Annotated in this window: 16 protein-coding genes, 1 tRNA gene and 1 pseudogene; 7 read left to right on the top strand and 11 right to left on the bottom strand. The window is 69.4% G+C overall.

Features of this window, described 5'->3' with window-relative positions; all coding sequences use genetic code 11:
• Nucleotides 1–857: helix-turn-helix transcriptional regulator (locus JM949_RS19870; protein WP_203149905.1), on the bottom strand; the 857-nt coding region annotated here is incomplete at its 3' end.
• A 201-nt stretch (nt 858–1,058) separates the two neighbouring features.
• Between JM949_RS19870 and JM949_RS19865 the strand changes: the two genes are divergently transcribed.
• Nucleotides 1,059–1,835 carry a glucose 1-dehydrogenase gene (locus JM949_RS19865; RefSeq protein WP_203149904.1) on the top strand — a complete coding sequence of 259 codons (777 nt, stop codon included), beginning with the start codon at nt 1,059–1,061 and terminating at the stop codon, nt 1,833–1,835.
• A 138-nt stretch (nt 1,836–1,973) separates the two neighbouring features.
• On the opposite strand, the gene JM949_RS19860 is transcribed toward JM949_RS19865, so the two are convergent.
• Nucleotides 1,974–2,405, bottom strand: a complete 432-nt coding sequence (locus tag JM949_RS19860; RefSeq protein ID WP_007457244.1) for an SsgA family sporulation/cell division regulator — start codon at nt 2,403–2,405, stop codon at nt 1,974–1,976.
• Between the two features lie 294 nt (nt 2,406–2,699).
• Between JM949_RS19860 and JM949_RS39830 the strand changes: the two genes are divergently transcribed.
• Both JM949_RS39830 and JM949_RS19850 read left to right on the top strand, forming a co-directional pair.
• The gene (locus tag JM949_RS39830) at nt 2,700–3,371 is read left to right on the top strand and encodes a TIGR02611 family protein (protein WP_407664787.1); all 672 of its coding nucleotides are present in this window, start codon (nt 2,700–2,702) and stop codon (nt 3,369–3,371) included.
• Between the two features lie 50 nt (nt 3,372–3,421).
• Nucleotides 3,422–3,493, top strand: a tRNA-Val gene (locus JM949_RS19850).
• Between the two features lie 512 nt (nt 3,494–4,005).
• Here JM949_RS19850 and JM949_RS19845 read toward each other — a convergent pair.
• The 9 genes and pseudogenes from JM949_RS19845 to JM949_RS19810 form a co-directional block, all read right to left on the bottom strand.
• The gene (locus JM949_RS19845) at nt 4,006–4,662 is read right to left on the bottom strand and encodes a GNAT family N-acetyltransferase (RefSeq protein ID WP_203149902.1); all 657 of its coding nucleotides are present in this window, start codon (nt 4,660–4,662) and stop codon (nt 4,006–4,008) included.
• A 28-nt stretch (nt 4,663–4,690) separates the two neighbouring features.
• A complete protein-coding gene (locus tag JM949_RS37395) occupies nt 4,691–4,906 on the bottom strand; it encodes a hypothetical protein (protein ID WP_238433516.1) in 216 nt (71 codons plus the stop codon).
• 84 nt (nt 4,907–4,990) lie between these two features.
• Nucleotides 4,991–5,488 (bottom strand): annotated as a pseudogene (locus tag JM949_RS39825) (GPP34 family phosphoprotein); the annotation flags it as partial.
• 23 nt (nt 5,489–5,511) lie between these two features.
• Nucleotides 5,512–6,327, bottom strand: a complete 816-nt coding sequence (locus tag JM949_RS19835) for an aminoglycoside phosphotransferase family protein (RefSeq protein WP_203149900.1) — start codon at nt 6,325–6,327, stop codon at nt 5,512–5,514.
• On the bottom strand, nt 6,320–6,973 hold the full coding sequence (locus tag JM949_RS19830) for a histidine phosphatase family protein (protein WP_203149899.1): 654 nt from the start codon (nt 6,971–6,973) through the stop codon (nt 6,320–6,322). Before JM949_RS19830 ends, JM949_RS19835 begins: the two co-directional genes overlap by 8 nt.
• The gene (locus tag JM949_RS19825; RefSeq protein WP_203149898.1) at nt 6,949–7,731 is read right to left on the bottom strand and encodes a phosphotransferase; all 783 of its coding nucleotides are present in this window, start codon (nt 7,729–7,731) and stop codon (nt 6,949–6,951) included. Before JM949_RS19825 ends, JM949_RS19830 begins: the two co-directional genes overlap by 25 nt.
• On the bottom strand, nt 7,728–8,543 hold the full coding sequence (locus JM949_RS19820; RefSeq protein ID WP_203149897.1) for a class I SAM-dependent methyltransferase: 816 nt from the start codon (nt 8,541–8,543) through the stop codon (nt 7,728–7,730). The genes JM949_RS19825 and JM949_RS19820 overlap by 4 nt, the downstream gene beginning before the upstream one ends.
• A 24-nt stretch (nt 8,544–8,567) precedes the next feature.
• Nucleotides 8,568–9,089, bottom strand: a complete 522-nt coding sequence (locus JM949_RS19815) for a P-loop NTPase family protein (protein WP_203149896.1) — start codon at nt 9,087–9,089, stop codon at nt 8,568–8,570.
• 51 nt (nt 9,090–9,140) lie between these two features.
• On the bottom strand, nt 9,141–9,299 hold the full coding sequence (locus JM949_RS19810; protein WP_203149895.1) for a hypothetical protein: 159 nt from the start codon (nt 9,297–9,299) through the stop codon (nt 9,141–9,143).
• 496 nt (nt 9,300–9,795) lie between these two features.
• Here JM949_RS19810 and JM949_RS19805 point away from each other — a divergent pair, with 496 nt between their 5' ends.
• The 4 genes from JM949_RS19805 (at nt 9,796) to JM949_RS19790 (ending at nt 21,241) form a co-directional block, all read left to right on the top strand.
• Entirely contained in the window at nt 9,796–11,070 is a 1,275-nt protein-coding gene (locus JM949_RS19805) for a diaminopimelate decarboxylase family protein (RefSeq protein WP_203149894.1), read from the top strand.
• Nucleotides 11,067–18,956, top strand: a complete 7,890-nt coding sequence (locus JM949_RS19800) for a non-ribosomal peptide synthetase (protein ID WP_203149893.1) — start codon at nt 11,067–11,069, stop codon at nt 18,954–18,956. The genes JM949_RS19805 and JM949_RS19800 overlap by 4 nt, the downstream gene beginning before the upstream one ends.
• 235 nt (nt 18,957–19,191) lie before the next feature.
• Entirely contained in the window at nt 19,192–20,307 is a 1,116-nt protein-coding gene (locus JM949_RS19795) for a pyridoxal-phosphate dependent enzyme (protein WP_309232238.1), read from the top strand.
• Nucleotides 20,308–20,326: 19 nt separating this feature from the next.
• Nucleotides 20,327–21,241, top strand: a complete 915-nt coding sequence (locus JM949_RS19790) for a fatty acid desaturase family protein (RefSeq protein ID WP_203149891.1) — start codon at nt 20,327–20,329, stop codon at nt 21,239–21,241.
• Nucleotides 21,242–21,361: the final 120 nt, after the last annotated feature.

Genomic DNA, 21,361 nt, shown 5'->3' with positions numbered 1-21,361 from the left:
CCGGGGGCGACCACCCGGCCGGCCGGCTGGTCCCGTGCGGCCCGGAACGCGCCGGGGCTGACCCCGACCTCGCGGGTGAAGAATCGGCCGAAGTTCGTCGGTTCGGAGAAGCCGAGGTGCCGGCCGATCTGGGCGATCGGCTGGTCCGTCGCGGCGAGCAGCCGCCCGGCCTGCAACGCGACCCGCTCGTCGATGACCTGCTTGGCGCTGCGACCGGTGACGGCCAGGCAGGCCCGGGTCAGCGTCCGCACCGAGCAGCCGAGGCCTGCGGCGTAGTCCTCCACCCGCCGGGTGTGCGGGTAGCCGTGCTCCACCTCCCGGCGGAACCGGTGGAACGTCTCCTCCTCGGGCCGGGCCGGCGACCTGTCGACGTGGGCCAGGGCCAGCCGCAGCAACAGCACGGCCAGCTGATGCCGGAGCAGCGCGCGGGTGGTGGGACCGTCGGGGTGTCGCTGGCAGTCCACCGCCAACTGGCTCACCTCGGTGATCACCGCGTCCTCGTCCTCCCCGGCCAACTGCCGCCAGGTCACGGCCGTGGCCAGGTCGACGTCGACGTCGCGCAGCGCATCGGGTTCCCAGGCGACCACTGTGGCGTCGAACTGCGGGCCGGCGCAGCGCAGCACCTGGCCGGGGTGCACCCGCAGCAGGGTGCCGGGCCGACACGGCAGCGGGTGGAAGTCGAGCTCCGCGTCGCCGTGCCCACGCGTGGTGAGAATCAGCAGTTCCCGCTCGACGATCACCGGTCGACGCCAGCCCGGGTCGCCGGCGAGGTCGGCCAACGCGAACGTGGCGATCTCGTCGGTTATCGGTGACGCCATTCCGATCGGTGGCGCGGGGGAGGGATCGGTGGAGACCATCGCTAGCGACGGTAGCCCGAACCGCAGGTCATCGCATCCCGGCCGCATCCCGGGACGGAATCCGTCGGACAGTACGGGCTTGTCGCGATCCCGGCGGCCGGGCTACGTTACCCGGCGGTAGCGCCGTCCGGTCCGCGGTCACCTCGTTTCCACGCCCGCCCGACCGGCCGACGGCCCCCGCCGACTCGCGATGGGATGGGCATGACGCAACTGTTCTCGGTCGAAGGTAAGAAGGTCCTGGTCACCGGCGGATCGCGGGGGATCGGGCTGATGATCGCCCAGGGCTTCGTCCGAGCCGGCGCTCACGTGATCATCTCGTCCCGCAAGGCGGACGTCTGCGCGGCCGTCGCCAAGCAACTCTCCGCCGAGGGTCGCTGCGACGCCATCCCCGTCGACCTCGGCGACGACGCCGGCGCCGAGGCGCTGGCCGCCGCCGTACGCGAGCGCTTCGACCGCCTCGACGTGCTGGTCAACAACGCGGGCGCGACCTGGGGCGCGCCGCTGGAGAACTACCCGGAGGCCGCGTTCGACAAGCTCTGGGCGGTGAACGTCAAGGCCGTCTTCCGGCTCACCACCGCGTTGCTGCCGGCGCTGCGCGCCGCGGCCAGCGCCGACGACCCGGCCCGCGTGATCAACATCGGGTCGATCGACGGTATCCGGGTGCCGTTCATGGAGGTGTACGCGTACTCGGCCACCAAGGCGGCCGTGCACATGCTCACCCGCAGCCTCGCCCACCAGCTGGCCGCCGAGCAGATCACCGTCAACGCGATCGCGCCGGGCCCGTTCGAGAGCAAGATGATGGCGTTCGCGCTGGACGATCCGGCGAGCCGCGCCGCCATCGAGCAGCAGGTGCCGCTGGGCCGCATCGGCCGCCCCGAGGACATGGCCGGCACCGCCATCTACCTCGCGTCCCGGGCTGGCGCGTACCTCACCGGCGCGGTGATTCCCGTCGACGGCGGCATCACCACGCACGGCTGAACACCGGCCGGCCCGGGGCGGATGTCCGGGTCGCTCCGGCCGGCCCGGGCGGGTGTCCGGGTACCCGGGTATGCCGGGGCCGCGCGGACTCGGCAGATCCGCGCGGCCCCGGGTTGGCCGGTGTTGCTTCTCCGGCGGTCAGCGACCGGCGAGCAGCCGGTTCACCGCCGTGTCGACGTCCAGGTGCTCGGCCTCACGGCCGCGCGGGACGACGACGTACGTGCGTCGAAGGAAACGCACCAGGACGCTGCGCGGCACCTCGAAGAGGGCGTTGCCGTCTGGTGACGAGAGGGCCAGCGCGACGAAGTCGCCGCGCGGTGTGGCCCAGGGCCAGACCCGCACATCCCCGATGCCGGCCGGCTCGTCCAGGCCGGTGACCAGAAGTTCGCGAGCGAACGACCAACTCACCGCCTCGCCCCCGGCCGATTCGGCATGGAACAGGACATGGACCGCATACGGGTCAGCAGGGTCGTAACGCAGACTGGCACGCACCGGCAAGGCGGTGGCGTCAGGCGCGACGAGCCTTAGCGACGTCTCGACCTCTACGGTCGTCGGTCGGATGACACTCATGGACGTTCTCCCCCCGGCACCGCTGCGGAACGCGCGTGTCCCGCTTTTCCCATACTCAGGTGCTACTCCTGGCTACGCTCCGCCATACGCTGACTTCACCCAGTGGTGGGAAGGGGGACGGAAAGGCCGCGTGAATGTGAGGATTCATGTAGGATTTCCGGTTCTGCCCAGTGCGTGATGCCGCCCGGCATCGGGTGGCTCAGTCGTCGACTTACTCCGGTAACGTCCAGTCGGGCGTTGCAGTGACGGGCCCGAGCGACACTGGGGGGTGAAATGGTGGCGAAGCGATCCTCAATGGATCCGGCGACGGCGCCCGGCCCACCGAAAGTCGCGGCTTGGGCAGCCGAAAAGCGGGGGTACGCAGTGCCGAAGGAGCAGCCTGAACTGGCCAGACGGTCGGCGCCCGACTCCGGCGGAGTTGACGGTGGTGGCGACGGCCCCGGTGGTGGTGCCGGCGGTGTCGCCGCCGGCCGCGGTGGCGTTGGCGACGGCGGCGCCGGCCGTGGTGGCGCTGGTGCGGGTGGCGTTGGGCGTGGTGGCGGCGTCGCCGTGCAGGACCCGCCGCGTCGGCCCCGCTGGCGGAAACGGATCTCGATCACCCTCGACCTGATCCGCGCCAACCCCACCGGCCGGATCGCACTCAAGATATTCATCGCGATCGCCGGCGCCCTCGTGGTGACCATCGGCATCGCCCTCATCCCGCTGCCCGGGCCGGGCTGGCTGCTGGTGATCGCCGGGCTGGGCATCTGGGCCGTCGAATACCACTGGGCGCGCCGGCTGCTCGGCTTCACCCGCCGCCACGTGCACGGCTGGACGCGGTGGGTGACGCGACAGTCACTGGCGGTGCGAGTCGTGCTCGGCTCCGTCGGCCTGATCTTCGTCGCCACAGTGGTCTGGCTGTCCCTCAAGTACAGCCTCGGCATCGACGTGGTCGCCGAGGCGATGCACTACCTCGCGACGCACTGACCCCGGATTTCCGGTCCGGTTCCACGATCGGGTAGAGTCGGTGTCGCTGAGGGCGATTAGCTCAGTGGGAGAGCGCTTCGTTCACACCGAAGAGGTCGCTGGTTCGATACCAGCATCGCCCACCCTCAGTTTGTGCAGGTCAGAAGCCCGTTACCGGAGTAGCCGGTAACGGGCTTTGCCGTTTGTGCTGCTTACATTGGGAGCAGATTGGGAGCAGCGGCACGTAGCCCGGTAGTGCGGCGGTCGCCGCGATGATGGTGCAGGCAGGCGTGGCGCTGGCTGTGCTCGGGCTGGGTGGTGGCGCCGCGACGTTGCTGCTGGTTCCCTGGCGAGGCCGCGACGGCGTACATGGCCCGCCCGAGTGGAACGCTCCGATGGTGGACAGCGGTCCGCTTATGGAGGCGAAGAGCCGAGAGCTACTTGCGCGTGTCCTTCCCAGTATCCCGAGCTTCGCCGCTACACCGCTTGTGGTGTCCGTCGTCGCCGTCAGCGCTCTGTGACTCTCGAGGCGGCCGAATTGTGGGGCGTCGTCGCTTGCTCGCCTGGGAGTTGACGCGATTGGGCCTGTCAACAGTTGTGGGAGGAGGGGAAGCCGCCGTCCTTTCTGTCGACGGTTGGCCTGCGGATCACATGTTCAGCGAACCGAATGGAACGGCGCGGGTTCGTTGGCTTGTGGTGGGACTGGCTTTGGTTGGCCAGGCGTGTGATGGTGCGGGTTTCGCCGCATGGTGCTCAGGGTCGGGCCTTCGGGCAGGGTGATGGTCGGTTGTGGTGCATAGCCGTGACGGAGGTGCATGTTTTCCGCGTCGGCGGTGGTGCTGGTCCAGGACAGGAGGTTCGCGTGGTCGAGTCGGCTGCGGTGGTGGTTGAGCAAGGCCGTGGCGCGTCCGGAGCGTCTGGCGGTGGGTTGTACGGCAAGGAACGCGAGGTGGTAGTGGAGTTCGCTGGGTCGCTCCTTGGCGAGCAGTCGGTCGAGTAGGTCGAAGCGGTCGGCGTGGGGGCCCGCGGCGTCGCTGAGGCGGGTGGGGTAGTTCGCGGGGGGTGGGATGGGCCGGTATCGGTGGAAGCCGACGGTGGCGGCGGTGGCGTCGTCGGTGAGGTAGATGTCGCCGTAGAACATGGCGTGTTCGATCCAGATGGCGAGGACGTCGGTGAGGATCCGGCGTCGTGGGCTTGGGTCGGGGATTAGCCATGTGGCGAGAGGGCTGGGATGGAGGGCGTCGGCGATGAGTGCGGCGACGTGGTCTTTGTCTGCCCAGCGGGCGGCGCGGATGCGCGGGACGGTGTCCATGGCATTTCCCTTGAAGTTGTTGGCGGGGTCAGGAGTTGTCGCTGCTCGTGGTGTGGGTATGGACGAGGAACAGGTGGTAGTCGTCGACGAGGGCGCCGTTCCGGTCGCTGTCGGCTGGCGGTGTAAGTGCGGCTCTCTCGTAGGCGAGTAGTTCGCCGGTGCTGGGGTTGAGGATCAGCAGGAAGCGGATGTCGTCGGCGGTGGCGCTGAGGCCGATGCCGGTTTGGCCTGCCCTGTCGGTCACCGATGGGCGGTAGGTGATTCCGGGGGTTTCGCGTAGGACGGTGAGGATGAGGCCGAGGTCGGCGAGGAGGCAGGCGAGGGCGGCGCTGTGGTCGTTGGGTTGTTCGTGACCGGCGGCGAGGTAGCGCAGGCGGTAGCGAGCGATTACCGCCCATTGCTGTCGGAGGGCAGGTGGGTGTCGGCGCGCATGAGGCCGCCGAGGCGCCGTCCGGTGTACTGGCGCAGGATCCCGCCAGCAAACAGGCCGGCGCTGGTGCGGTCGTACGCGTCGGCGAAAACCCCGCAGCCACTCGCGCAGCAGCGGGTGAGCGTTGCGGATGGTGGCGGCTGCGGCGCCGACGATCAGGTCTCCGACTGGCCGGTCGATGTGCGGGTGTATTCGCTGGTGGTCCGCTGCGTGAGTGTCGATGTTCGGGTCAAGGGTCACCCGCCCGGCCAGGTACCGGTCGATCAGGACTGCGCCCGCGAGCCCGAGGGCGAGGGTCTGTCGGTGCACGTGGGGGTGACCCGTGTCGTCGTGGCCGAGGAGGAATAGGTCATTGCAGCGGAAGACCTCTCCACGGCCGAGCCAGGGCGGCTCCATCGCCTCCGCTACTGAACTGAGGTTCATTGGATCTTGCTGGCACGCTTGACATCGTCTGGGGTTGCAGAGCAAAGCGTCGTCAGGGCATCAAGGTGGGCGCAATGTTCAACGACCTCGCGGTTGGCTTTGTCGAGCTGGCCGTAGTCCTGGAAGAAGCTCCTGCTGAGACAGGGGCGTTGCGGCCAGATGCGTGTGGTTAGGCGTACGAGGTCGCGGGCGGGTAGGTCGTAGCGGCTGTGCTCGAAGTCGATCAGTCGGACTATTCCGTCGTCGCCGTAGATCATGTTGCGAGGCATGAAGTCGAGGTGACACGGCACGGCCGATAGCGGTGCGAGGTCTCGTAGCGCTCGCATGTGGGCGCGCACCTCGGCGCGGCAGCTGTGCGTGATCCGCTCGCCGGCTAGGTGGATCCAGTGCTCGGCGCGTTCGGCGAGCCAGGCCGTCCAGTCTGGTTCGAGGCGGGGCGGTCCGGCGGTGTGCAGTGTCTTGAGTAGTTGTCCTGCCTGCCGGTATGCGTCCTGCTCGGCCTTGGGGTCGAGCTGTCGCTGGCTGAGTGGGAGGCCCGGTACCGCGGTGATGATGATGGCCGGTGGGTCGTCGGTTATCGCGAGCAGCCGGGGTGCTCGTTTACCGAGGCCGCGGATCCAGGTGCGGTAAGCGTGGACTTCCTGGGTGTGGCGTTCCAGGCTGCGGTGGATCTTGACGATGACCTCACCGTGCGCGGTCGTCGAGGCGCGTAGGGCGCGAGTGCCGGCGTGGCCGGGGTGCCAGCTCACGGGCTTGGCGTCGGTGTCGAGGAGACGTTGGCAGAGCGCGAGGTGAACGATGCGGTCAGTCATGGCGGGGTCGGAGGTGTCGGGTGTCGTTGTGGGTGACCATCTGCCAGACCGTGCGGCCGAAGCGGTTGGTTGGCCGCTGCCACCGGGCGAGGGAGGCGTGGTCGGTGACGAAGCCGAGCCGTAGGCATGCGTTCCGGGGCAGGCCGAGGAGCAGCGTGTGCGCCGCTTCGACGGTTTCCCCATGGGCCGCGAGAAGAATTCGTTCACCGTCGTGGCGGGTGAGGATCTTCTGTAGCGCTGCGGTGGCCCGGTCGAGGTACTCGTTCCATGTCTCGGAGCCGGAAGCGTACTGATGGTCGGGGTTGTGCTGAGGCGGCCCTTGGAAGGAGGTCTTCACGTCTGCCCAGGCTCGACCGTCGGCGTCGCCGTGGTCAGGGCCGCGGAGGTCCGGGTCGATGGCGGCGGGCAAGCCGAGGGCTCTGGTGATGATCTCGGCGGTCTGAGTTACGCGAAGCGGGGGTGTGGCGTAAAAGGTGGCATAGGGTCGGTGGGCGTGCTCGGCCGCCAGCCGTGTAGCGAGCTGTCCCGCCTGGTTCCAACCGAGGTCGGTGAGGCCGGTGCAGCCCTGTTTGCCGCCGACGATTCCGGCGACGTTGCAGGCGGCTTCGCCGTGACGGGCGATCACCAATTCGGTTGTGGAGGCCATCCGAAGGCTCCTTCCCTGGTCGGCACGGCTGGGAACGGGTCGGGCCAGGGCCGGACGGTGGGCCAGGGGTGCCGGTAGCCGTTGCGGCCGAGGTACCGCAGTGTCAGCAGGTGGTGCAGTTCGGCGTACTGCTTCAGGTCGGCCAGGCTGCAGAGCAGGGGCGCGATCACGACGCGGTAGGCGTGAAGGCAGTGGGCGATGGTTTGCTCGTCGAGGCGGCCGTGGGTCATGGAGGCAGTGACGAGCAAGCCGGCCAGGTCGTAGCCGAAGGGAGCGAGCGTCATGTCGTCGAAGTCGACGACGGCGACGTCTTCCTCGTTGGCGAGGTAATTACGGATGTTCGGGTCTTTGTAGAACGCTGCAGGCTGACCGGCCCGATCGAGTACCGCGCCGATGCTCGATCCGGGGACGCCCGCCGCGGCAGCGGCGCGGTGCAGCGCCTCCTGACGTGGGCTGGTGAAGTCGGGGATTACGAGTCCGGTCGAGGTGATGTGGGGTTGATCGAGACGGGCGGCCCGAAGCTCATGCCCGTGCGCGGCAGCGTGGAGCCGGCCGAGTGCTGCAGCGGCCCGCGGAAGATCGCCCATTTCCGGTGTGTGCCCCGGCAACCGTTCGAAGATCAGATGCCGGACACCCCGCGCGACAAGCGCGGGCAGACGTACGCCGGAGCCCAAGCCGGCTAGCCAGGCGTGGTGGGCGGCAGCGGCGTTGTAGCGTTCTGAGTCGTCGTACCGCTTGACGAAGACGGCGCCGCTCATGGCCGCACCGCCACGGCGTAGCTGACGGTGGATCGGGTCGTGTAGGGCGGTGCGGACAGCCGCTGCCGGAGGGCCGCTGCGAGGGCGGGGATCCCGCCGGTGAGGGTGATCCGGTATTTGGGTGTGGTGATGAGGTAGCGGGCGAGGTGTGTGGCGTCCGCAAAGTGGAAGAGGTGTTCCTCATGCTGGACGTCGATGACGGTCAGGTTGGTGGCGGCGACGGTGTGCAGGTTGCCGCTGTGGAAGCTCTCGTAGAGGCTCGATCGACTGATGGCGTCCGGGTCGAGGCCGGCGGCGTGGACCAGATGGTCGAGTTCCGCGTAGCTGTTCAGCGACTTGGTGACCAGGACGGCGGTGCCGCCTGGGTGGAGGCAGCGGGCGATCTCCGCGATGGCCAGCTCCGGCGTCGCCGAGTGATACAGGCAGAAGGCAGCGACCGCAGCGTCGGCCACATCGTCGGGCATTGGCAATTGGTGAAAGTCGGCGCAGACCACCGAGCGCCGCGCCCTGGCGTGGCCGAGGCGGTCGCGGGTGGCGTGGAGAAGCGCAGCCGAGGCGTCGATGGCGACGAGCCGCCGGGGCCGGAGTCGGTCGGCCAGGCGCAGGGTTGTGGTGCCGCGCCCGCAACCAATGTCGAGCACGGCCGCCCCCAGTGGGACCCGGGAGGCGAGCAGGTCGGCGATCGTCTCGGCGACGTCGTTTCCGCTGATCTTGGCGCGATGCAGCGCGTGGGTGCGGTCGGCGAGCCGGCTGTCGCTCCGGTAGAGGTCGCCGTGGACCAAAGCGGGGTCAAGGAACGGGTTGGCTGACATTCGTCGCCTCCCGTTCCGCTGCGGTCAGGTCACGGGCTGGTGCTCGTCGCGGACGCGGTTGATCAGATGGGCGGCCTGACGGCGGCTGGTGAGGGTGATCAAGCGGACGTGTGGTCCGTGCTCGCGGAGCAGGTTCTGGACCCGTGGGCGCATGGTGCGCCGATAGCTGAGAACGTAGCGAACGAAGTTCCAGGTGATGCGGTCGTAGACGCCGTCCTGGTGGTGTTGTCCGCCGCGGTAGCGCCAGCGGCGTTGGGCGATGCCCCACAGGCAGGTTGTGGCGGGCAGGTCGAGGAAGATCACGGTGTCGGCGGCGGCGAGCCGGATGGGCAGGGTGCCGGCGTAGTTTCCTTCGATGATCCATCGCTCGCCAGCGACGAGTTTCTCCTGCTGGGCGGCGAACTCGTCCTGCGGCAGCGGCTTCCAGTGCTCGTCGTAGTAGGTCGCGTCGAGGTGAGTCAGCGGTACGTCGAGGATCCGGGCCAACTGGCGCGCGACGGTGGACTTGCCGCTGCCGCCGCAGCCGATGATGGCGATCCTGTCCATGGTTCTCCAGGGTAGAGGTGCGGTGAGCTCGTTCGGTGGTGACACGGTGAGTCATGACTGCACCGGCTCCGGGTGGCGCAGCAGGTAGTCGAGCACTTCGAGTTGGGTTGAGAGCCGGAACGGGTCGAGGTGACGGAGGCATTCGGTGATGAGGCTGGCGTGCTCGCCGGTGCCGGCGATCTCGGTGAGCCAGCCGATGCGGTGTCGCACGTCTGCGGCGTCGCCGACGATCAGCGACGAGGGAACGAACGCATTGATCCGCCAGAGAAGCCCTCACGTACCAGGCATCCGACTCCTGGTCCGCGACAAGCTGCTGCTCAACCAGCATGTACCCCAACCCGATCGGCTCGTCTCATCTCAATCCGCTTCCAGACGTACCTGCTTCCTCACCCATGTATCGCCACCTGAGCCCCAATGAGTTCACGGTCGGACCTGCCGCGTTCCGGCCGCGACCGGCGACTGAGGGTTTGGCAAATGCAGCATTTCGCCACTCCGTTGGCCGCCGGTGCAGTAAACGCAATCTCGCGTTCACTAACCCTCTGCTAATTTATAGCGGTTCTCCCGAGGCGAGCGCACGGAATTGGTTTCGAGGTTGTCACGGCGAAACCAGCCTCCTTCCTGAATCGGGGCGGCCTGTCACTGCAAATTAGCCGAAAATGGGTGCCTGCAGTGAATCTGATCTGGAAGGAAATGTTTCGGCATGCCTATGAGTGATGAGTTCAGTCGGCGTCTTCTTCCGACGCTATCGCGGATCGCGGATCACTTCGGAACCCCGTTCCACATTTATGACATGCAGGGTGCCCGCGACACCGCCGAGGGCTTGAACCACGCGTTCCACGACCTGAACTTCCGGGAATACTTCGCTGTCAAGGCGCAGCCGAACCCCCAGATCCTGCGCCTTCTGGCCAATCACGGATTCGGCTTCGACTGCAGTTCGCTCGCTGAGCTCGTGGCTGCCCGGGAGGCCGGCGCGTCAGGCGACGACATCTCCTTTACCTCGAACAACACCAGCTACGAGGAACTCGTTGCAGCGCTCGACGCGGACGCCATCATCACCGTAGACGACGAGACCGTCGTCGACAGGCTCCTGAGCATGCGGGCGCGGCCGCGGTCGGTTTGCTTTCGGGTGCACCCGGGGCGGTCGGCATCAGTGCAGAATATGCACCTGGGCGGAGGTGATTCGTCGAAGTTCGGCATCCGGATCGACCGCCTGCACGATGTGGTGGCGAAGGCGCGAGGGCTCGGTGCGCACACGTACGGGCTGCATATCATGCTCGGTTCGCACCTGCAGGTGCCTGACTCTTTTCTGAAAAATCTCGACCTTCTGCTGGATGCCGCGCTTCTGCTGCAGGACGCGACGGGAGTGCGCGTCGATTTTGTGAATCTCGGTGGCGGAATAGGAATTCCGTACCGGCCGGGAGAGCGAGAATTTGACCTCGCCGGGCTGGCGAACGGTGTCCGAGACCGGGTGAATGCTTTCGAGCGTGAACACACGTGGCCTCTGCGGGTCCTGCTGGAATCCGGGCGTTACGTAATGGGCCCGCACGGGGTGCTCGTCACCCGCGTGCTCAACCGGATGACCAAGTGGCGTGAGATCGTGGGCGTCGACTGCGGCATGAACGGACTGATTCGCCCGGGAATGTACCCGGACGCCTACCACCACGTGTCCGTCCTGGACGGCGACGGACGCGGCCTTGAGACGGTTGACGTCGTCGGGTCGATGTGCGAGAACAACGACAAGTTCGCGATTCAGCGGGTCATTCCGCGCACCGTCGAGGGCGACCTGGTGCTGGTGCACGACACGGGCGCCCATGCGCTGTCCCAGGCCTACACCTACGGCGGTCGGCTGCGCCCGCAGGAGTTGCTGCTGCACCCCGACGGGGTCGTGGAGCGCATCCGTCGAGCGGAAACCGTCGAGGACTACTTCGCAACCCTGCATTGCGACGCGGACCGGCTCGAGACCGCGGCGGTGCTGCGATGACTGCTGACCTCGTCTGGGACCTGACCGTCTCGTCGAGCGACGGCCGCTCCGTTGCCCGCCCACAGCTGATCGACGGCATCATCGCGCGCGCCGCAGAACGGCCCTTCGCGCACGCCCTGGTCGACGGGGACCGCGTCCTCACCTACGGCGAGCTCGTCACCGCGGCGCAGGGCGTCGCCGAGTGCCTCCTCGTCGCGGGCATCGATCCCGGGGAGCCCGTTGGCGTCCCGGCGGTCCGCGAGGCGGACAGCATCATCGCGATGCTGGGGGCGCTCTTCGCGGGAGCGGCCTTCGTCCCCTTCGACCCCAACGACCCGCCGCAGCGGCTCGCGCAGATGGTGCAGGACGTCAGCGTCAGGCTGTGCGTCGCCGACCCGGACCGGTATCCGCGGTTCGCGAGCGTCGGCCTGACCTGCCTCTCCGTACGGGTAACCGAGAGCCCGACCGCGTCGTCCGCAGCGGAGCCCCACACCGTGGCGCGCACCGGCGAGGCGACCGAATCCGATGACGAACTGCCGGCGTATGTGATCCACACGTCCGGCACGACGGGCCGCGCGAAGGGCGTCGCCGTCCCGCGGCGGGCGTTGGACCACTTCTCCCGGGTGTCCGTCGCCCACTTCGAGATGACGCCCGACGACCGGGCGCTGCAGTTCTTCTCGCTGGCCTTTGACGCATCGATCGAGGACATCTTCCCTCCCCTGCTCGCGGGGGCGACCATCGTCCTGCGCGACAACGAGATGGTCCTGTCGGTCGACCGGTTTCTTGAGCGCTGCGCGCAGTGGTCGATCACCGTGCTCATGCTGCCCACGGCGTTCTGGCACGAGATGGTCGACGCGATGGCACGGGACAGCCTGGCGCTGCCGCCTACCGTCCGCCTCGTCACCATCGGCGGCGAGCAGGTGCGCGCCGAGCGGGTGGAGAAGTGGCGCCGCCTCCCGGTGCACCCGGGCGTGCGGCTGGTCAATGAGTACGGGCCCACCGAGACCACCGTCACCGTGACCACGGACGAGTTGGCGGGGCCGCACGCCGAACCCGACGCCGAGGAGCCGACGATCGGCCGTCCGCTTCCCGGTGTCGTCGTGCGGATCGTGGACGACGGCGGAAAGGATGTCCCCTTCGGCGAGTCGGGCGAGCTGCTGCTGGGCGGCCCGACGGTGGCGATCGGCTACCTCGGGCAGCCGGAGCGCACGGCCGAGCGATTCGTCACTGACGCCGACGGCGGGCGCTTCTACCGCACCGGCGATCGCGTGCGCCTGCGTGCCGACGGGCGTCTGGCGTTTTTCGGGCGCATGGACCGGCAGCTCAAGGTCCAGGGCCACCGCATCGAAGGCGCGGGGGTCGAGCAGGTGCTGCTCAGCCATCCGCTGGTCGACGACGCGGTGGTGGACCTCGATCCCGCCAGCGGGCTGTTGGTGGGCTACCTGATCCTGAGCGCCGAGGCCGGGGACCGGGACGACGAGGTGCTCGCCGACATCCGCCGCCACGCGAACCGGCAACTGCCGGCGTACAGCGTGCCCCACCACCTCCGGCGGGTCGCGGTCTTCCCGCGCACTGACCGGGACAAGGTGGACGTCGCGGCCTTACACCGGGAGTTCGCGCCGTCGACGGGGGCGCCGGTCGGCGGCGGCGAGACTGAAACGGAACGCGGCGTGCTCGCCATCGTCGGGGAGGTGCTGGGCGCCGAACCCGACGTGGTCACCCCGCTGTTGGATCTGGGGGCGCACTCGCTGGCCATGGTGCAGATCGCGACGCGCCTTGCGCGTGCGTTCGGCGTGCGCCCGGCGGTGGGCGAGCTGCACGGCGCGGTCACGGTGCGCGGTATCGCTGCGTTGGTCGCCGAACGCGAGGTTAGCGAGCCGCAGGCGACTCCCGCCCGCGCGGCGGGTCGGATGACCGCGTTCCAGCGCGATACCTGGCTCGCGGAGCAGTTGCACCCGGGTACCGCTCTGCACACCATCGGGGTGCGGTACCGGATTGTGGGCGTGACGGATCCCGTTGCGGTCCAGGCCGCGCTGGACGCGGTCGTGTCCCGCCACGACGCGCTCCGCGCGCGCTTCCGCCTGGACGGCGATGAGCCCGTGATGGACTTCGGCGCCGAGGCCCGGCCGGTCCCCATGACGGTGCACCGGTCCGACGGTGCCGACGTCGCCGCATCGCGCCGCGACCGCGCACAGACCGTCTTCGACCCTGAAGTGGGCAACATGCTGGCGGCGACCCTGATCCTCGGGGACGGCGAAGCTGAGTTGATCGTGGCGGTGCACCACCTGGTCTTCGACGGCTGGTCGGCCGCCGTGCTGGCCGACGAGCTCGCCGCCGCCCTCGGCGGTGGCGAGCTCGCACCCACCGTCAGCTTCGCCGAGCATCTCTCGCGTACCTCGCCCGACTCGTTGCGCTATTGGGCCGAGCGGCTGGCGGGGCTGGACACCGATGTGTCGATCCCGACGGACCGTCCGCGCCCCGCGGTGCGCTCATTCCGCGGTGACCGAGTCGAGGCGCCGATTGGAGCCGACCGGTTCCGGCGAATCTCCGCGGAGGCCGAACGGGCCGGAACGAGCCCGGCCACGGTGTTCCTCGCGGGCCTGCAGGCGCTCGTCGCGCGCATGACGGGGCGGTCTGACATCACCGTACTGTCGCCGGTCGCGCATCGTACTGAGGTCGACAGCGAGCGTGCGATCGGTGCCTACCTCACCGTCGTGCCGCTGCGCACCGAGGTCGCCGCCGGCGCGGACTTCCGGCAGATCGTGGCCCTGGCGCATGACGCCGTGCTGGGCGCGCTGGACCACGACGACCCGCCGCTCGCGGATCTCCCCGCCGCCCTGGGCATTCCGGCCCGTTCCGGGCGCAGCCCGTTCGGCCAGGTCAGCCTGATGGTGCACAACACCCCGAGCGCGGTGGCCCGATACGGCGACATCGCGGTCGAATTCGTGGGCTCGACCCACCCGGAGCGGACCAAGCTGGACCTTACGTTCAGTATCGACTTCCCGGCCGGCGAACCCGTCCTCTACCTCGAATACGCGACGGAGCTGTACGACCGGGCCACCGCGGCGCGGCTCGTCGAGCAGTTCCTGGTACTGCTCGACGAGGTGACCGCGGACCCCACGCGGCCGGTCATCGAGACGCGCAGCACGGCGGAGGCCACCGCCGACCCGGCGGGCCACTGGCGCCGACGCCTTGCGGAAACCGATGTCACGGCGGAACTTCCCAGCGACCGGCCGCGGCCGCGTAGTCGGCCGTTCGCGGCGGCTCGGGTCGCCCGGGCGCTCGACCCCGCGCTGACCGCCGGCCTCGCGGCGGCGGGCGGATCCGTCCCCGCGGCAGTCGCGGCCGGGCTCGCGATCGTGCTTGCCCGCTACACGGGCTGCGCCCGCCCGGCGCTCGTCGCTCCCGTCTGGAACGCGGCCGAAGGGTCGGCGCCCCTGCTGCCAATCGTCGCCGACGTCGATGCCGCACTCTCGTTCGGGGACGTGGCGCGGCGCCTGCACGGCGACTACCTGCAGGACCTGGCGCACCGCGACGTACCTGCCGCGGAGCTGGTCGCGGCCGCGGGACGCACGGCCGACGCGGGTCGGAACCCGTTGGGAGACGTGGTCTTCGGCGTTCTGTCGGCGAATGCGGAGGACTGCGGCAGCCGAGGCGACGACGTACCCGCCGAGATCGCCGCCGACCTCGTCGTCACGTTGCGCACCGACCCGTCGGGTACGGCGCTCGACATCGACTACGCCACGGCGATGTTCGACCGCGGGCGGATCGAGTGCTTGGCCGACAGCGTGCTCACCGTGCTGGGCGCGGCGGCCGACCGACCGGACCTGCCCGTCGGCGGTCTGCCTCTGCTCTCCGACGCCGAGCAGGACCGGATCCTGCACGACTGGGGCGCGGACGACCTGGCGGTGCCGCCGACCGAGGCACTGCACCTGCTGTTCGAGCGCCACGCCGCAGAGACCCCGGACGCGCCCGCGCTCACCTTCCGGAGCGAGACCATCTCGTACGGGGAGCTCAACCGGCGGGCGAACCGGCTGGCGCACTACCTGCGCGAGCGCGGGATCGGCCGCGAGGACCGCGTCGCCATCTGCCTGGACCGTGGCCCCGACGTGTTCGTCGCGATGTGGGCTGTGCTCAAGTCCGGTGGCGGTTACGTTCCCCTCGACCCCGACTACCCGGCCGAGCGGCTGCGCTTCATGCTCGAGGACAGCGCGCCGGCGATCCTGCTCACCCGGCAGGCCCGCACGGAGGCCGTGCCAGTCCCCGCCGGTGTCCAGGTCGTCGCGCTCGACCGCGACAGCGAGCGCATCGCGGGGCTGCCGGACACCGATCCGGTGCCGGTCACCCGCAGCTCCGACGCCGCCTACCTGATCTACACATCGGGCTCGAGCGGCCGGCCGAAGGGCGTGACGGTGGAGCACGGCCACCTGGTGCACGCCGCAACCATGTGGCAGGAGGCCTACCGCCTCCGCGCAGAGTGGACCTACCAGCAGGCGGCCAGCTTCTCGTTCGACATGTTTGTCGGCGAGACCCTGCGCGCGCACTGCACCGGTGGCCGACTCGTGATCGTCCCCCGGGAGACCCTCCTCGACCCGGCCGAACTCTACGACCTGATGCGCACCGAGCGGGTGTCCTGCACCGAGCTGGTGCCCACCGTGCTCCGACGCCTGCTGGCCCACGCGGAGACCCAGCCGGAGCGCCTGGAGTTCGTGGAACTCCTTATCGGCGGCGGCGAGAAGTGGGACGTCCAGGACTTCCGCCGGGCCCGCCGGGTGGTGGGGCCGCGGTGCCGGGTAATCAACGCGTACGGCGTCACCGAGGTCACGGTGGACAACGTGTACTTTGACGGCGACGTCGACGACCTCTCGGACGACGCACCGCTGCCGATCGGCCGGCCGTTCCCGAGGAACCGCGTCTATGTGCTGGATGCGAACGGCTCTGCCGTCCCGCCCGGGATCGTGGGGGAGATGTACCTGGGCGGTAACGGTGTGGCCCGCGGCTACCACGAGCGTCCCGAGCTCGACGCCGACGTCTTCGTACCCGACCCGTTCAGCCCCGCCCCCGGCGCCCGGATGTACCGCACGGGCGACGCAGCGCGCTGGCGCCGGGACGGCGTCGTCGAGTACCTGGGGCGGCTTGACCAGCAGGTAAAGATCAACGGATATCGGGTGGAGCTCGGCGAGGTCGAGGCGGTGCTCGCCACGCTGCCCGGCGTCGCGACCGCGGCCGCGGCCGTGCACCGCGGTGCGGGCGGCCACGCCTACCTCGTCGGCTACGTCGTCGGCGGTGACGACACCCCGCCTAGCGAATCGTCGCTGCGGGAACGGATGGCGACACTCGTACCCGGCCACCTCGTGCCGAGCCGGATCGTCGTCGTCCCCGCCCTGCCGCAGACTCCCAACGGGAAGATCGACCGCGCCGCGCTGCCCGAGCCGGCGCGGCAACTCCCACCGGACCGCGAGCCCACGCCGTGCGAGATCGAGGTGACCGCCGTGTGGCGCGAGGTCCTCGGCCTGGGGGACGAAGCAGCCATCGGCGTCGACGACAACTTCTTCGAGCTCGGCGGCGATTCCTTCTCGGCCCTGCGCATCGTGCGGCGGCTGGACCCGCGACCGCCGCTGCTCACGCTCTACCAGAACCCCACCGTCGCTGGCGTGGCGACCTGGATGAACGGGACCGCCGCCGGCGGTGGGAGAACGGATCGGCTGCTGCACAGGCTGACCCGTGGCGAGGCGGATCCGGTTGCGGGCGGGATCACCGTCGTGGCCGTGCCGTACTCCGGCGGCAGTGCGGTCGCCTATCAACCGGTCGCCGACGCCCTCCCGGACGGATGGGCGCTGTACGCCGCCGAGCTCCCCGGGCACGAATGGGCACGCCCCGACGAGCCATTGCTCGGGGTGGAAGAGACCGCAGCGCGCATCGCGGACGAGGTGCGCTCGATCCGAGGCCCGGTGCTGCTGTACGGGCACTGCCTGGGCGTGGCGATCACTGTGGAGGTGGCCCGGCGCCTTGAGCGGGACGGAGTCGAGTTGGCGGGGGTGGCCCTTGGGGCGGCATTCCCGACGGCGCGCCTCCCCGGGCGGCTGTTCGATCTGGTTTACCGACTCATCCCGCAGGACCGGCTCGTGTCGAACCGCGAGTACCTCGCCTACCTGCGCGGCCGCGGCGGCTTCACGGACATCGAGGACCCCGAGCAGCAGGCGTTTCTGCTGCGTAACGTCAGGCACGATGCGCAGGGGGCCGAGGAGTACTTCACGGCGCTGTTCCGGCGGGCGGACCAGGCGCGGCTGCGGGCCCCGGTGCTCAGCCTCATCGGCGGCCGGGACCGGGTCACCGAGCTGCACGAGGAGCGCTACCGGGAATGGGAGCCGTTGGCCGAGAGGGTGGACCTGGCCGTCATCCCGCGGGCCGGGCACTTCTTCGTCCGCACCCACGCGACCCAGCTGGCGCAGGCGCTGGTGACCCATGTAGCGGCCGCCAGGAGCGAGGAATCGGCCAGGCCTGACTCGGACGAGCCGGTGCCCGCCAGCCGGGAGCCGAGCCGCCAGCCGCACGGTCCAACGCCCGGCCTCGGCCGGTTCGCCGCGGTGGCGGGTGGGCAGCTGATATCCATGCTTGGCAGCGCAATTGCCGCGCTGGTACTCAGCATCTGGGTGTTCCGTCAGACCGGTTCGATCACGCAGTTCGCCGTGGTGTCCGCGCTCGGGATGCTGCCTGGGATCGTCGCCTCGCCCTTCGCTGGCGCCGCCGCAGACCGGTGGGACCGACGCAAGCTCATGCTGATCGGCGACATCGGCGGCGCGGCCGCAATGGCGACAGTGGCCGCGCTGGCTCTCAGCGGAGAGCTGCGGCTGTGGCATGTGTACCTCGCAGTAACGGCCGCCTCGCTGGTCGTCGCCTTCCAACGCCCCGCGTACCTGGCGGCTGTCGCTCAGTTGGTGCCCAAGCGCTACCTGGGCCGGACCAACGGGATCACGCAGCTGGGGACGGGTACGGGCCTGATCTTCGCGCCGATGCTAGGCGTACCGCTGATGAACACCATCGGTGTCGGCGGCGTGATCGCCATCGACTTGGGGACATACCTCGTCGCGATCGTAACCGTGCTCGCGGTGCGTTTCCCGGACCGCCTGTTCCGGCGGCGCGAGGAGCGGTTCACGAGTGAGATCACGGGCGGCTGGCGGTACATCGCCCAGCGGCCGCCACTACTCGCGTCGCTGCGCTACTTCATCGTTGACAACATCTTCTTCCTGCTCGGGTTCGCCGTCATCATGCCGCTGCTACTCAGCGAGCAGAGCCCCATCGCGCTCAGCGCCGCGCTGACGGCAGCTGGTCTGGGCACCGTGACCGCGGGTCTGGTGATGGGGTTGTCCGGCGGCACCGCGCGCCGGGCCGACGGGATGCTTCTGTTCATGGGGGTGTGCAGCCTCGGCATGGTCGGCATCGGCGTCAGCACCTCGCCCGTATTGGTCGTGTGCGGGATGTTCCTCATGGCCTTCGGCGAATCGATGGCCACCGCGCACTGGCTGACCCTGCTGCAGGTGAAGGTCGGTTTCGACCTGCAGGGCCGGGTCCTGTCCTTCTTCCTCACCGTGATGCTCCTGACGGAGCCGCTGAGCTACCTCGTGGTGGGGCCGTTCGCGGACGCGGTGATGCGGCCACTGCTCGAGCCTGGCGCGCCCTTGGCGCACGTGTTCGGCCCACTGTTGGGCACGGGCGCCACCCGCGGTCTCGCCCTGTTGCTCGTCCTCAGCGGCGTCCTGCAGTTGGGGTGGGCCGTGCGTGGCTGGTTCTACCGGCCGGTGCGGCGCATCGAGGAACTGTTGCCCGACGCCATTCCCCCCGACGAACTGGGCGACCGCGACGAGCTGCAACGCCTCGCCGACAGCCGTCTCACGAGCCGCAGCTGAATCCCCGACAGCGAACTAAGGACTCCCACCAGCATGATGACGGTTTCTTCGCTGACCGCGCCGACCGGCGCCTATGACACACCCCTCTACGACGCGTCCACGCTGACACCCCCGAGCTGAACGCCGAGCGCTTGGGCCTCGACCCGTACGTGCCCTGCGCCAAGCGTGGCATCGCGTCGTGCGTGGTCACGGTGCAAGCGCCAGCTTCGGGGTGGCACGCCGGACTGGGTACGCCGTGACGACCGATGGCTCGGAGGCGGATGAGAAAGCCGTCCTGGACGCAGGACGTACTCGGCCGCGGGCTGTCCGCCCACGTGGTCAACGCCAGGATCCTCACGTTCACCGCGCTGCCCCTGACTCCGAACGGCGAACTCGACAGTCGCCGGCTGTCCGCGCCGTCCGACACGGCTGCCGCTGCCTCTTTGTTCACCACTCGAAAGGCTTCCTGATGGACACGCTTACCGCTCCAGTCGATGCATACGGAACCCCGCTGATCGACGCCGGGGAGCTCGTGCCCGGCGCCCGGATCCTCATCAAGGACGAGACCCGGTACAGCTCCGGCAGTCACAAGGAGCCCGCCGCCCGGGCCGTGGTCGCCCGCGCCATCGCGGAGGGCAAGCAGCGGATCGTGATCGCCACGTGCGGCAACTACGGGCGGGCGATGTCTCTGGCCTGCGGCGCGATCGGCATGCCCTGCACGGTCGTCCTGCCGGCCGGCTGGAGCGACGGCGGCGAGTTCATGCGCTCGGCCGGCGCCGACGTCGTCCTCGTCGACGGCAGCTACGAGGACGCGGTGGACGAGTCGAAGCGCCTGGCCGCGCTGCCCGGCTCGATCGACGGGAACGTTGACGGCCCGTACCTGGATGCAGTTTTCGCCGGCCACGGCGTTGCTGCGGCTGCGGTGCACTCCGTGCTGGGCGAGCCGCCGGCGGGCATGTGGATCCCGGTCGGCAACGGAACCACGGTCATCGCAATCCACCGCAGGTTGCGGGAGCTCGGGTGGGCGGTGCCGCTGCACGGCGTTGGGTCGGCCGCTAACAACCCGCTCGTGACGAGCTGGCCCGGGCCGTACACGATGCTTGACCCCGCCGCCGTGACGACCACGGATCACAACCAGCCGCTCGTCAACTGGCACGCGTTGCAAGGCCCGGAGGCTCTCGACGCGATCGCGGCCAGCGGCGGCGCCGTCCACGCCGCCACGGACGACGAGCTGCTCGCTGCCCGGGACCTGCTGCGCGACTACGGGGCGTACCCAACCGCCGCCGGCGCCGTCGCGCTCGCCGGACTGCTCGCCCAAACCCGCACCAATCCGCTCACCGGAACCCATGTCGTCCTGCTCAGCGGTCGCTGAGCCTCTTGCAAGGAAACCCATGACGGTCACCGCCGCCGCCCCCAAGCTCCTCTTCACCCGCGCTCGAACCGGCGCGGCCGACGAACGCATCTACCTCGCCAAGCTGGCCATACTCGCCGCCCTCACGGCCGCCGGCGTCATCCTCGCCCTGCGCCCCGAGCCGGTCGCCGTCGTCGCCGGCATCCTGCTGCTCGCGGCCATGTACACCCACGCCGTCGAGCTGCAGCACCAGGCCCTGCACCACTCGGCCTTCCGCAAGGGCTGGCCACACCGCCTGGTCGGCGTGCCGCTGGGCATCCCGCTGTTCGTTGTTTACACCCATTACCGGGTACGCCACCTGCAGCACCACCGCGCGCTGGGCACTCCGGACGACACCGAGTTCTTCGGGTTCGACACCCGTCAGCCGCTCGCCTTCGGGCTGCTGCTGGAGGGGCTGTTCGACTACAAGCGCGTGGCCCTGGTCTTGTGGGACGTCGTGCGCAGCGCGACCGGCACGTGGACCTACGCCTTCGGCGACATCAGTCCCAGGATGCGCCGCCAGGTCAACCAGGAACACGTCGTTCAGGGCGCAGTCGTGCTCGCGGCCGTCGCGCTGACGATCCTCGGCCACGGCGATTACGTCCTGCTGCTGTGGGTGCTGCCGCTGGTCGCCGCGGTGCCGATGCACTTCCTGGTCGAGCTGCCCGAGCACATCCTCTGCGACACCGAAACCACGGACGTGCTGCGCAACACCCGGTCGATCAGGGGCAGCTGGCTGAGCACCTGGTACACGAACGGCAACAACCTCCACATCGAGCACCACGCCGCGATGAGCGTTCCGATCAACCAGCTCCCGTCCCGCCACGAGGAGACGAAGCTTTACGCGACGCACGTTGAGCGCACCTACGCCGACTTCTACGGCCAGCTGTGGCAGGCATTGCGTACTGCTAAATAGCCCGCTCGAAACCTGAACCCCCTAGGCAGTGTCTTCAAAGGATCTTGATGTCGGATGATGTAGCGCGTGGGTCGTCGCTACGAGTTGTCTGACGTCGAGTGGGATGCGCTGTCGAGGTAC

This window comes from Micromonospora tarensis (genome assembly GCF_016803395.1).
GTDB classification, from domain to species: domain Bacteria; phylum Actinomycetota; class Actinomycetes; order Mycobacteriales; family Micromonosporaceae; genus Micromonospora; species Micromonospora tarensis.
The sequence above is the reverse complement of the archived record's forward strand: the minus strand, read 5'-3'. Positions and strand labels throughout refer to the sequence as shown.